Here is a 12,982-nt window from a genome sequence, read left to right as displayed (position 1 = left end):
CGATCATCGTGACGCTCGCATCGCGCGGATCACACGGGACAGCTGCTCGCCATCTATGGCTGTGTCCGTCCGCAGCACGACATCGCCGATCGCGATCTCAAGCTTGATCGCCGGAACCTGACGCTCCTCCAACGCACCTTCCACGACTAGCGGCGCGAATGTCGGCTGCGATACCTCGCGCGGCGGCAACATGCCTCGCTGTCGAAACCGCCGCCGCCAATCGTAGATTTGCCAGCGCGTCGCTCCGTGCTTGCGCGCCACCTCGGACACCTGGGCACCGGGTAACAGACTCTCGGCGACGATCCGAGCTCTCTCAGCTTCCGAACGTACGCGGCGCCCCGATGGTCCTTCAAGAACCTCCAGCCGGCTCACCGATCCCCTCGTTGAGCCGTCCAAATGGACGTCCTTTTTGCTGTCCAATCCCATCCGAAACCTCCGTCCAAGCCGGAGGCTTCTTTCGCACGTTCATTCGAATTCTGAAGCAAGGGTATCGGCTTCGCGCTTACGGACATCCCCACCGCGCGTTCCTTGACGGCTTTCGTCGCAAAGCCGGCCGCGGGATGATTGCTGCTGCGCCTATGCTGTAAACGGCTCGGGCTGGATCGCTGCTGCTCAATCTACGGTCCTAACAAAGTCCGCGCTCGTGCGGCTGGCATCTGGCCACCAAGAAGCCATACACAACATTGGACTCCATTCCGCACAACGAGCTGACCTTCGGCCGACCTCAGACTGGAAAACTTAAATAAGCCACCCAGACCAGAGTCGCTCGCGAGGGCGAGGTTCTATGGTCAAAGGTGCTGCTCGCACTCACGTTGTGGACCGAGGAGGGCAGCAGGCGCTCTCCGCGGATAAGCCGACTCGGCCGATCTCGAATAGCCTTGGCCTTCAGACGTCACCTTCATGATCATCGCTTCAAAACTCCTGACCATTTCGGCGGCAAGCAAGGGCTCACGCCAGTGACTTGTGCGGCGATGCTGTCGGTAGCAACAGTTTCTCTCGTGTGCCTACAAGTTTAGCTTGCTCGGGCTGAATTCAATGTTTCGGTCAATGACTCCTCAAATATATCTAGGCCTTGTCCCAACGTTTCTTGATCGATCGTAAGTGCAGGCAAGAACTTGACAACCTGATCGGTCGGTCCGCATCGCTCGATAATCAATCCCTTTTTAAAAGCTCTATGTGACGTTGCCTCTGCGATTTCGGTCGTTTTGCAATCGAATCCACATACCAAGCCCCGTCCACGAACAGCAAACTTGTTTCCGTGCTGGTGCGCGATAGCATCGAGTCTACGCCGCATAAATGCGCCCAAGCGTCGGACCTGTTGCGAGAGCGTCTGGTTGCGCCAATACAGATTCAAAGCCGCTTTGCCAGAAACGAGTGCAAGGTTGTTTCCTCGAAACGTCCCCGTGTGCTCGCCTGGTTCCCATCCGTCAATCGCTTCTTTGATCAGGAGCATCGATAGTGGCAAACCGTACCCACTCAGCGATTTCGACATTACAACAATGTCTGGCGACAACGCGGCGAACTCGAAACTGAAGAACTCGCCTGTACGGCCACAGCCCATTTGGATATCGTCAACTATGAAAATAGCTCCGACCTCTTTTGCCAAAGCCTCAATTGACTGCAACCATTCCTTACCGGCGACGTTAATGCCTCCCTCTCCTTGCACGGTTTCGACGAGAATGGCGGCTGGAAGATCAGTGCCACTGCTCTCATCCATTAATACCTTTCGCACGTAATCCGCCGGACTGTGAGCGGAGCCAAGATACCCATCATAGGGCATGAACGTTGTGCCGGATAAGGGAATGCTGCTGGCTTTGCGGTAAAAGCGGTTACCGCTCGCGGCTATGGCTCCCAAGCTTTGACCGTGATATCCATTCGTGAAAGAAATGACGTTGTGGCGTCCTGTGATCTTACGCGAGAGCTTTAGAGCTGCTTCAACAGCGTTAGCTCCCGTAGGCCCTGTAAATTGAAAGCGGTAGGAAAGATCCCGTTCACGAAGAATGACAGAGCTAAAGGTCTCCATAAATTCGACCTTAGCTGGAGTGGCCATGTCCAAGCCGTGGACGACGCCGTCCGAGTCCAGATACTCGCTGATTGCCGCTTTGATCTCCTGATTGTTGTGGCCATAATTTAGCGCTCCAGCGCCGGACAGAAAGTCAATGACCTTTCGGCCATCCTCTGCGAACATAATCGAGCCGCGCGCCCTGCTGAACACAGCAGGAAAGGAACGTGAGTACGAGCGCACGTTAGACTCTAGCATTTCGACTGTCTTCATTCTGTGCGGCTCGTGTCCTCCAACCATGTCGTCGTCTCCTCGACAAGAAAATCTGCCCGACGAACAAGCGCGCGGCCAACATTGTACAGGATTGGCGGATCATGAGCGCACGGTTCCGGCGCCTCTCGTCGTCCTTTGGGCTCTGCGTAGGGCGTCTGAAAATCAGCTCCAACGGCTTACCCGAGGAACCAGGCGGAACAAAGCTACTATGTCTAGTAGTTTCGTCCCCATCCAGCGAGGGCCCAGGCTAAGTCGTCTTTCGCGGGCAGGTTTGCTTAGTCGCGCGCGATCGAAGAATTTGCGCATACAGCGCGGTTAGCTTGGAAGCCGGGGAAGTATGTGGGCCGAGAAAGTTCATCGCGACCAGAGGGCCGATGCGCTCCCGGCGACCGCGGAGCCCGCCAGCCGGAGGCGTGTGTTGGATGCTCACGCTCAGGGTCCCGGCGAGTAGAAGGGACAGGGCCGCCGCGGATCTGGCCCGGTGCGCGGGCTTATCGCTCGTCCAGAGCCGCCGCTTTGGGCCTTGCGTTTGGCCGGGATCGGCGCGGAGAGTGGTGGCGTGGATGCGTTCGGCAGCAAAGGCGTGGCTTGAAATTGCTTCGACCAGTGGCATTTGTGTTGCCCTGCAACCCGATTGCCTAGGTTCGGGTGCTTCGGCCCGCCAAAGGGTTGCTGGGAGCGAACGCAAATTGGCGAGTTTGGCGTACACCGCTCGATCCTTCGAAAGCTCAACATCGAAAATGCGGCCTTTGGGTTTCCTGTGAATTCCGAAGCGATCGCCTCGACAGACTGCGGGATTTTGGACGCGATCGTCCCGTCCTGCTCCCGCAAACTCGGTGCCAGATTTGTCTGGAGCGGTGGCACAAGTTTCAGGTGAATTCTTTGTTCTAACGACGTCCTGCCGGCAAGCCGCTGCCGTGGCACTTCGCGCTAAGCTCAGCAAGGATCTTAGGAGTGAAGGTAGGGCGCTCGTTAAACCGATGAGGGCCTCGCCTCCTCTGATTGCGCGATCATACCAAAGGCGCCTTGTCAGGAGCCCGACGTTGCAAGTGCTTCAACCAGATGCCGAAAGTGCAACAACAACGACAGGAATGCGGCAAGAAAGGCGATGGTCCACTGGCACGCGGTAAGCACGGGCAGTCGCGCATTGATCGACATCGTAAGCGCCGCGCGAGTGCGCTTGGTCCAGACTGCTTCCCCATCTTTCACGCGTTCGTTCCACCCTGCTCGCGAAGCGCTGCATCGAGGCAGGCGCTCAACTCCAGGTCAGCAAACGGCTTGGCAAAAAAACCGGCTACGCCCGCGCTCAACGCGCGAGCTCGCGTGCGATCATCTGCGAAGGCAGTCATCAAGATGAACGGTGCAGCGTGGCCCTGGGCTCGCATCTTTTCCAAAAGTTCAAAGCCGCTCATCATGGGCATCTGCACGTCTGCAATGACACAGGACGTGTGGTTCAATTGAGACGACCGCAAAAATTCCTCAGCCGATGCAAACGTATGAACGATGTGGCCCTGCGATTTCAAAAGATTGTTCAGTGCGGCACGAATCGCAGGATCGTCGTCAATAACGGAAACAGTTGAATACCTAGACAAGACGACCTGTTCTTGGTTGGGCGAAGGCGCTGGCCGACGCATGACGGCCAGCAGAAGGGTGCGCGTGTACGACGAAATTGTAAAATCATACTTAGGTTTGTACCGTGAAACGCTCAGTCCCAATTCCCAGCCTCTCAGCCATCCTGATCAAATCGGCTAGCGATCGAGCTCCCATCTTCTTCATCACGTGGCCGCGATAGATTTTGACTGTAATCTCGGCGAGCCCGAGTTCCGCGGCTACCTGTTTGTTCAATAGCCCGGCGGCGACCAGTTTCAACACATCCTGCTCTCGTGGACTTAGGGCCTCAAACAAGGACTGGAGCCTGCTGACCACCTTGTCTACACCTCGTCTCTTCCGATCCTGTTCGATAGCTGCGACTACGCCATCGAGTAGTTCCTGATCGCGAAACGGCTTGCTGAGAAAATCGATTGCTCCACTCTTCATGGCTTTGACGGTCATCGGAATATCGCCATGAGCGGTGATGAAAATGATGGGAATGTGAATCTTCTGTTTGGCTAACTCATTCTGGAGCTCAAGGCCGCTCAATCCAGGCAGCCTGATGTCAAGCACAAGGCAGCTAGGAACATCAGGGAGCTCGCTCTGGAGCATTTCCCGGGCGGATCCGTAAGCAACGACATCTAGACCGATCGAACGAAATAGGTTGACCAGCGATTCGCGCATTGAGAGGTCATCGTCGACGACGAAGACGCTCGGCCTCACCTCAGGCCCGACGACATTTGGGGCTTCCTTCCGGGGTTCAGAGCGCTTGGTCACGATAAGAGCCTCACTTATACGATTTACAGTAGACTTATTGCCTCACGACCACCTTCGATTGATCGCATAGGCTTTTGAGGACGTTCGCGCAGTGCAAATCTTTGAAATTTTCAAGGTATGTGACCGGTCAGCCATTCGCGCCAGCGTGACGCAGACAGGAAAGTGTAGCAAAAACCGCCCGACTGGTCGAGAACTGCCTTTGGGGTCTGTCCGCCGTCGCGTTGGATTGGCTCCCAAGGCGCCGATCAAACGATCAGCAGCCGATCGAGAAGCACCGAATCCAGAACTTGAGGCGCTCGCTTTAGCGGCGGCGCGTGTCGCCTGGCCTTGGCGAGTGAGACTGCAGCGGACGGCTCATTATGCGGCTGAACGATCAGAATGCCCGTCGCCTTGGTAGTTGCACGCGGGGGCGCGAGCTGAGCGAATCGGCCCGATTGTGCCTGTGCATGCGCCGATCCCGCCGGCGTTGAGATCGGCAAGCGGAGTAGACTATCGCACCCATGCTAAGGAAAATAGACATCAGAGCGAGTAGCAGCGGCATCAGCAACATGAACTCTTATTTTCCGTCGTCGGAGCGCCTGTGAGTTGCTCTGTGTGAGGAAAGCACCTGGTACCGATTTCGTACAACCTGACGCAAGGTGCGATTCAAGTCCTTTCCGTCATGTTTGTAGGAAAGATGCTCGAATTCGAGCTGCTGCAGGGGCGCTCACGTGCGTTCGTGGCGTTGCTTACTTCACGAGGCTCGCACCCCAACATGAGGCGGCGTAATCTGAAGGAGAGGCGGGACACACTCCATTCGGTGTCCAGCTGCGGACCGGTTCGCCAAAAGGCAGTTGCATTTGCTCTCCTGCACCAGCCAAACAACCGCTGATCCAGCGAAAGAATCATTCTTCCACCAGAATTTGCGGACATCAGAGGTCCGTGCCCGGCACCTTGAAGGTTCGCTCTTGACCTACATAGGAAGGACAAAACGCGCCCCGAGGGGCCAACCTGAAGGTGTTGTTAGACCTGCCAGTAGCTCATCGATCCGCTAAGGGCCCAGGGCCAGGCAGAAGCATTAAAGGCGAGCCGACGCACTCCGTCGAGAAGAAAGTGCGTCGGGTTCGCCCCACATCGCCAGTACATCCGTGGTGATGCTGCCTCCAATGAAGCAACCAGCGTGGCAAAGCTGAGGCTCGCTCAGCAAGGCAGAGTAGGTCGTGACTCCCCGCTACTTCGTGCCGGCCAGGAAGGGGGGCTTGGTCATTCGTAGCGTCAGTTTGTACGATGCCGGCGCAGATCTATCGAATTGGCAAAGAAGGCGTTCCGCTGTACTTTATTCTAATTCCAATTCTCTTCACCGGTTTTGGGGTAGCCTACGCCTTGCTTGAACAGCGGTTCAAGCAGCGAGAACTCTCTCGGTCATCGGCTTCGCAACGGCCGGCAATTGCCCTGCGGCGAACGGCAGCGAGCGGCATTCCGATCAGCGAGGGCCTATACGGGCGTTCGGTGAGCATCAGGGGTGCCTTTGTCGCGGGTCAGTTGCTCCATCATTGGGGGAATGAAGAGAATAGTTATGGGCGCGGTTTCGCTCACACTGGCTTTCAGATCTGCCCTTGATGCTGTGGTTCAGAGTCGATGACTGCATGGCGCATTCCAACAATGGAGCCAGGAGTGAACGTCGATCTCGAAAACAGCACCGCTCGTGTCGCCGGGATTTCTAGCCTGAGCGCCCTTGCGGCGTTTATGCTCAGCGACTCGAGCGAGCATCTTGCTTCTCCTCGGGTCTTAGAACGGAAGCAGCGATCCGGGCCCTGCTGCACGTCGGGCAGTGCGCCATGGTCGGGTAACGGGCCACGAGCCCACTCCATCGAATACAATCCTTCGCCGACACACTGCGCTAGCGAGAGCGCCACCGCCGATTCTGTGCAGGCTCGGCCGGCGCGCAGGATTGGGCTGGATCGACACGCTTGGGCCACGTATTCGGTGTGTAAGTCGCATCTCGGCGTGCCGCCGTCCACTCTTTGGCGGCCTTAATCGGTACTCCGGCCCCTTGGCGAAGTCTCTTCACAAGCTCGCCCGATATGTGTCAGCTTCCGGCTCAGTCCTTATTGATCGGGCGGGCAAATGCCGCGGGACCTCAGCCGAACTCTGTTCGGCTCAAGCATCGACAGTGACATCCAGCTCCTGTGGGAGGACGGTGATCGCGCGTTCTGCCGTGGGTGGCACCGGCAAATCCACGGCAGCAGGGCTGTCGTGCTTGTCGTGCGGCCCATCGCGGAACACCCAGCGACGCTCGACCGCCTCGCCCATGAGTACGAGCTGAGGGAGGAGCTAGGCGAGGGATGGGCGGTGCGGCCGTTGGAACTCATCCGGGAAGCCGGTCGGACTATGCTGGTCCTGGAGGATCCATGCGGCGAGCCACTGCTAAATTTACTCGGGATCCGTATGGAGCCCAAGCGCTTCCTGCGCCTCGCTGTTGGTATCGCGAGGGCCGTGGGCAAGCTTCACCGGCACGGCTTGGTCCACAAGGAGCTGAAACCCGCTCACATTCTGGTCAATTGTCCTGACGAACAGGTGCGACTCACTGGGTTTGGTCTGGCTTCCCGTCTTTCCCGCGAGCGCGTGCCGCCTGAGCCTGCCGAGTTCATCGCCGGCTCGCTGCCCTACATGGCGCCCGAACAGACCGGACGAATGAATCGCTCGGTCGATTGTCGCAGTGATCTCTATTCACTTGGCGTGACATTCTACCAGATGCTGACGGGCGCGCTGCCGTTCACGGGCTCAGATCCCTCGGAGTGGATCCATTGTCATATTGCAAGAAAAGCAACACCGCCCGTCGAGAAGTCGCAAAACCTCCCGGAGCCGATATCTCAGATTGTGATGAAACTCCTCGCGAAAACCGCCGAGGAACGCTACCAGACTGCCGCTGGCCTTGAGCACGATCTGCAACACTGTCTCGCAGCATGGGCCAACCACGGTCGCATCGACCCGTTTGAGCTCGGCACAGACGACACACCTGATCGGCTGCTCATCCCCGAGAAGCTCTATGGCAGAGCCCTTCAGATCGAGGTTTTGCTTGCCTCTTTCGATCGCGCGGTGAAGAGCGGCGCGCCGAAGTTGGTGCTCGTCGCCGGTTATTCCGGTGTCGGTAAGTCTTCGCTCGTCCAGGAGCTACACAAAGCACTGGTGCCCTCGCGCGGGCAGTTGGTATCAGGCAAATTCGACCAACTGAAGCGCGACGTTCCTTATGTGACGCTAGTGCAGACGTTTCAGAGTCTTGTCCGTCCTCTTCTCAGCAAAAGTGAGGGCGAACTCGCCACCTGGCGGCAAGCGCTCCTGGAGGCGCTCGGCACGAATGGACGACTGATGGTCGAATTGATCCCCGATCTGAGCCTGATCATTGGCGAGCAGCCCGCAGTTGCTCAGCTTCCAGCCCGGCAAGCGCAAATGCGTTTCCAGCTGGTGCTTCGCCGCTTCATTGGCGTGTTCGCGCGGCGAACCCATCCTTTGGTGCTCTTCCTCGACGATTTGCAGTGGCATGATGCCGCAACGCTCGACTTGATCGAGGATCTCCTGACGCAGTCGGATCTCCACCTGCTGCTGATTGGAGCTTACCGCAGCAACGAACTTGATGCAGGCCATCCACTCAAACGCAAGCTCGACTCCTTCAGGAGAGCCGACGTAAATTTCGAGGAGATCACGCTCTCGCCGCTCACTGCGGACGATGTCGCGCAGTTAGTCGCGGATACCCTTCGCTGCGGACTAAAACGCGCTGCCCCGCTTGCAAAGTTGGTGCATCAGAAGACGATGGGTAATCCGTTCTTCGCCATTCAATTCCTTTCTGAACTGGCCGAAGAGCAGCTATTGACGTTCGATCACGAGTCGGCGCGCTGGCGGTGGGATCTCGAGCGTATTCACGCAAAAGCGTACACCAAGAATGTCGTGGATCTGATGCTCGGCAAGCTCATCCGCCTGCCTGAGGCAACGCAGGACGCGCTGCAACAGCTGGCCTGTTTCGGCAACATCGCCGGGTCGGCGGAGCTTGCGATCGTGCTCGAAATTTCGCAGGAGAAGGTGCATGCGACCCTGTGGCCGGCGATCCGGCAGGAACTCATCGCGCGCCACGGAACAGCCTACCGCTTCCTCCATGATCGCGTTCAAGAGGCGGCCTACTTCCTGGTGCCGGAATCCTCGCGCGCTCCTGCCCATCTGCGGATCGGTCGGTTGCTGGCGGCACACGTTCCTGCGCACAAACGCGAAGAGGCTATCTTCGACATCGTCAGCCAACTCAATCGAGGCGTCGCGCTAATTGCCTCCGGTCATGAGCGTGAGCAGCTCGCAGAGCTGAATTTCGTCGCAGGGCAGCGTGCCAGGGCGTCGGCTGCCTACGCCTCGGCACTCACATATTTCACCGTCGGTGCTGCGCTGCTCGCGGAGCACTCTTGGGGAAGGCGCCACGAACTCGCGTTTGCACTGGAGACAAGCCGGGCTGAATGCGAATTCTTGGTAGGCCAGCTGGACATTGCAGAAAGCCTCCTGTCGGTACTGTCGAAGCGCGCCTTGAACGCGCCCCAGCGAGCAACGGTCGCATGCTTGCGGGTCGATCTTTACTTGGCGCTCGGCCAGCACGGGCGGGCAGTGCTCACAGGGCTCGAATATCTTCACGACGTCGGGATCGAGTGGTCGCAGCATCCGACGGACCAGGAAACATCAACCGAATATCAGCGGATGTGGTCACAGCTGCCCGAGGCAATCGAGGATCTTTCTAGGTTGCCTGCGATGACAGATCAGACCATGCTTGCCACGCTTGCCGTCTTGACGCGCATTCTTCCGCCCGCAGGTTTCACGGACGCCAATTTATCCGCTTTGGTCATCTGCAGAGCTGTCACCATCAGCCTCGAATACGGCAACACCGATGCTTCTTGCGCCCATTACGCATGGCTGGGCCGAATCTTGGCCGGGCGCTTCGGCGACTACCAAGCAGCTGACAAATTTGGTCGTCTTGCTTGCGACCTGGTTGATCGCGGTGAGTTCTCCCGCTTTCGGGCTCCCGTCTATTTGGCCTTCGGGTGCAACGTGATCCCGTGGACGAAGCCCCTAAGAGGTGGCCGAGTTTTGATTCGGCGAGCGCTCGCAGCTGCGGTCAGCAGCGGCGATGTCATCTACGAGGCGTACAGCTTGCTTCATCTAACCTCAAATATGATGATGGCCGGAGATCCCCTGAAAGAGGTGCAGAACGAGATAGAGAAAAGCTTTGCTACGATACGGGATAGAAAGGTTCAGTTTGCTGCTGATACCGTAGCCGCTCAGCTCGCAATCATTAGAAGCATGCGCGGCCTCACGCGCTCATTCGGTTGCTTGGATGACCAACAGTTTGACGAGCTAGAGGTCGAGCGATCGTTGGCTCGGAGTCTGGAGCTGTCACCTAGTGAAACCGTCTACTGGATCCGCAAACTTCAGGCGCGATTTCTAGCCGGCGATTATGCTGCGGCTGTTGATGCTCGCTCCAAGGCGGAGCCCAAATTATGGACTATGCCGACAGAGCCCTTGATCGCGGAGTTTCACTTCTTTGGTGCGCTGTCTCACTCATGTTACTGCGACAAGCTAGGCGAAAGCGAACAACAGCAACATTGGCTTATCATTGATGCCCATTACAGACAGCTGCAGATATGGGCGACGAATTGCCCCGAAAATTTTGAGAATCGGACTGCCCTGGTCGGCGCTGAAATTGCAAGGCTCGAATACCGGGATGCACACGCAATGCGACTGTATGAACACGCAATCCAGACCGCAGCACGTAACGGTTTCGCCCACCACGAGGCAATCGCTTGCGAGCTTGCAGCGCGCTTTTATGCTGCGCGTGGTTTTGACAGAATATCCCGGGTTTACCTGCAGGACGCCCGGCGCGGCTACCTTCGTTGGGGGGCAGATGGCAAAGTGCGTCAGCTCGACGAGCAGAATCCCCACCTCAGCCATGAGGAGACCGCTCCTGCCGTGAATGGCCTGAGGATCGGAGCTCCGGTTGAGCATCTTGATCTCGCGACGGTAACAAAAGTGTCGCAGGCGATTTCCGGCGAGATTGTTCTTCAAAAGCTAATCGACACGCTTATGCGGACTGCCATTGAGCAGGCCGGCGCCGAACGAGGTTTGTTGATTCTGCTACATGGAGGCGAGCCACGGATCGAGGCGGAAGCCACAACGGTAGCGGATGCGCTGCTTGTAAAGGTGAATGAACAGCCCGTAACGCCGATGGCTCTTCCCGAGTCCGTGCTGCATTTCGTCCTGCGTGTCCGCGAAAACGTCATTCTCGAAGATGCTGTCGCCGAGCCTTCATTTGCGGAAGATCCGTATATCCGCGAGCGCAAAGCGCGTTCTATTCTTTGCCTGCCACTGATCACGCAGGGCAAGCTGATCGGCGTACTTTATCTGGAGAATAATCTCGCCGCGCGCATATTCTCGGCTGCCCGCAACTCGGTGCTGAAAATGCTTGCGTCCCAAGCTGCAACAGCGCTGGAAAACAGCCGCTTGTACAGCGAAGTTCAGCAACGGGAGTCGAAAATCCGGCGCTTACTTGACGCTAACATCATTGGAATATTCATCATTCGCGAAGGAGGCGAGATCATCGAAGCAAATCAAAGCTTTCTCACGATGGTTGGATACGACCGAGAGGATCTCGTCGCGGGGCGAGTGAACGGTCTCGACCTGACACCGCCAGAATGGCACGAGCGTACACTGAATGCGCGAACAGAAGCAAAAAGGACCGGAGCGGTTCAGCAGTTCGAGAAAGAGTATGTCCGCAAGGATGGCAGCCGCGTGCCGGTGCTAGTTGGCGTCGCCGTATTCGATGCGCGAGACGACCAAGGTGTTGGCTTCGTCCTCGACCTGACAGAGCGAAAGAGAGCGGAAGCGGAAGCCCGTGAAAGCGAACGACGGTATCGCGAGACTCTGATGGGGCTGGCACACGCCAATCGGATCACGACAATGGGACAGCTGGCCGCCTCAATCGCCCATGAGGTCAACCAGCCGATTGCCGCGATCCGGAGTAATGCGGGGGCGGGGCTAAATTGGCTCGGTGCTCAACCCCCAAATCTGGAAGAAGTTCGGCAGACCTTCGGGTTGATTGTCCGTGACAGTATGCGAGCAGGGAACGTGATCCGCCGGATCCGCGCTCTTATGAATAAGGCTCCTATGCAAACGGAGCTTCTCGCAATTGACGAATTGATTTTAGAGGTGCTGGGCCTAGTTCGCGCGGAACTTGCGAAAAATGATGTATGGGTGCAAACGCGACGGACTGAGGCGTTGCCGCTCGTCCGGGCAGATCGCGTCCAGGTGCGGCAGGTGATTCTCAATTTGATCACGAACGCCATCGAGGCCATGAGCGAGATCAACGAAAGTGATCGCGAGTTACTGATCAGTGCGCGGACAGATGACTCGAATAACGTAGTGGTCACTTTTCGGGATACGGGTCCAGGACTCGATCCGAACTGCGCTGACCGCGTGTTCGATGCGTTTTACACCACCAAGTCCGAAGGCATGGGCATGGGGCTGGCCATTTGCCATTCTATTATTGAGGCGCACGGAGGCCGGATGTGGGCGGGCGCCAATGATCCTCGCGGGGCCGTCTTTCAGTTCAGCATGCCGGTTGCGCCGGAGGGCGTGGATCGGTCGGAACAGGTCTCTTCAACGTCTTAGGCTCGAATTCGACATCGAGCAGGGCGCTCCGGGAGCCCCGATCATCGTGACAGAAGCAACGGCGAGACCTCGAGGATTTGAGACATTCGCGTTTCTTACTGCCCATCGGGGAGTGTTGGAGCGTGCGCAGATTGTCGCGAATTGTCAGAAGATCTGCAATCTGACCGTAACGTCGGATTCAAGACGCTTTGAGGGCTTCCTGCAAGTCTCAGAGGCTTGCAGGGCGTCAAGCGGAATCAGACGAAAGCTGCACACGCAGTGTTCGAGAGAATGACGGCAATCGCCCTCCAAAGCATCTTTTGTTTGAGTCGGGAGGGCGACATGATTTAACTTAATGCATGCAACCGTCGCCTGTGGCAGTGCAGATCTTCAGTGTGGGTGATCAGTTCGGCCCATCGCAACATTCCGTACTAGGGTTCAGACTCAATTGATCCAATAAGCGACGAGAGCGGCGAGGTGGACGGCGGCCAAGAAGTTTCTGGCAAGTTTGTCGTAGCGAGTAGCAACACGCCTGAAATCCTTGAGCCGGCAGAAACAGCGCTCGATAACATTGCGCCCTTTATAGAGGCGCTTGCTGAAGCTGTGGAGGGTCACCCGGTTGGATTTGTTTGGAATGACGGGTTTCGCGCCGCGATTGACGATTTCGGCGCGAAAGCCGTCGCCATC

At 57.3% G+C, this 12,982-nt stretch carries 7 protein-coding genes and 1 pseudogene; 2 read left to right on the top strand and 6 right to left on the bottom strand.

Annotated elements, in window-relative coordinates:
- Window positions 1–3 precede the first annotated feature (3 nt).
- The 5 genes and pseudogenes from IVB50_RS42075 to IVB50_RS42055 form a co-directional block, all read right to left on the bottom strand.
- Window positions 4–192: a hypothetical protein gene (locus IVB50_RS42075; protein ID WP_247296968.1), complete on the bottom strand. Its 189-nt coding sequence runs from the start codon at window positions 190–192 to the stop codon at window positions 4–6.
- A gap of 3 nt (window positions 193–195) precedes the next feature.
- Window positions 196–426 (bottom strand): annotated as a pseudogene (locus tag IVB50_RS42070) (transposase); the annotation flags it as partial.
- 586 nt (window positions 427–1,012) lie between these two features.
- Window positions 1,013–2,275, bottom strand: coding sequence for a diaminobutyrate--2-oxoglutarate transaminase (ectB, locus tag IVB50_RS42065; RefSeq protein WP_247300670.1), 1,263 nt, complete (start codon window positions 2,273–2,275; stop codon window positions 1,013–1,015).
- A 1,205-nt stretch (window positions 2,276–3,480) separates the two neighbouring features.
- The gene (locus tag IVB50_RS42060) at window positions 3,481–3,909 is read right to left on the bottom strand and encodes a response regulator (RefSeq protein ID WP_051112988.1); all 429 of its coding nucleotides are present in this window, start codon (window positions 3,907–3,909) and stop codon (window positions 3,481–3,483) included.
- A 49-nt stretch (window positions 3,910–3,958) separates the two neighbouring features.
- Window positions 3,959–4,588 carry a response regulator transcription factor gene (locus tag IVB50_RS42055; protein ID WP_051112989.1) on the bottom strand — a complete coding sequence of 210 codons (630 nt, stop codon included), beginning with the start codon at window positions 4,586–4,588 and terminating at the stop codon, window positions 3,959–3,961.
- 1,320 nt (window positions 4,589–5,908) lie between these two features.
- On the opposite strand from IVB50_RS42055, the gene IVB50_RS42050 reads away from it, so the two are divergent.
- Window positions 5,909–6,241 carry a hypothetical protein gene (locus IVB50_RS42050; protein WP_247300668.1) on the top strand — a complete coding sequence of 111 codons (333 nt, stop codon included), beginning with the start codon at window positions 5,909–5,911 and terminating at the stop codon, window positions 6,239–6,241.
- A gap of 507 nt (window positions 6,242–6,748) precedes the next feature.
- Complete coding sequence (locus IVB50_RS42045) at window positions 6,749–12,316, top strand: trifunctional serine/threonine-protein kinase/ATP-binding protein/sensor histidine kinase (RefSeq protein ID WP_247300666.1); 5,568 nt, start codon at window positions 6,749–6,751, stop codon at window positions 12,314–12,316.
- 423 nt (window positions 12,317–12,739) lie between these two features.
- Here the strand turns inward: IVB50_RS42045 and IVB50_RS42040 are convergent.
- A partial coding sequence (locus IVB50_RS42040; RefSeq protein WP_247296352.1) for a transposase occupies window positions 12,740–12,982 on the bottom strand: 243 nt, incomplete at its 5' end.

The organism is Bradyrhizobium sp. 87, assembly GCF_023073015.1.
Taxonomy (GTDB): domain Bacteria; phylum Pseudomonadota; class Alphaproteobacteria; order Rhizobiales; family Xanthobacteraceae; genus Bradyrhizobium; species Bradyrhizobium canariense_D.
The sequence above is the reverse complement of the archived record's forward strand: the minus strand, read 5'-3'. Positions and strand labels throughout refer to the sequence as shown.

Bases quoted from the DNA above. Each gene is read 5' to 3' on its own strand.
- IVB50_RS42075 (WP_247296968.1), bottom strand. From the start codon at position 192: ATGTTGCCGCCGCGCGAGGTATCGCAGCCGACATTCGCGCCGCTAGTC.
- ectB (WP_247300670.1), bottom strand. From the start codon at position 2,275: ATGAAGACAGTCGAAATGCTAGAGTCTAACGTGCGCTCGTACTCACGT.
- IVB50_RS42060 (WP_051112988.1), bottom strand. From the start codon at position 3,909: ATGCGTCGGCCAGCGCCTTCGCCCAACCAAGAACAGGTCGTCTTGTCT.
- IVB50_RS42050 (WP_247300668.1), top strand. From the start codon at position 5,909: ATGCCGGCGCAGATCTATCGAATTGGCAAAGAAGGCGTTCCGCTGTAC.
- IVB50_RS42045 (WP_247300666.1), top strand. From the start codon at position 6,749: ATGCCGCGGGACCTCAGCCGAACTCTGTTCGGCTCAAGCATCGACAGT.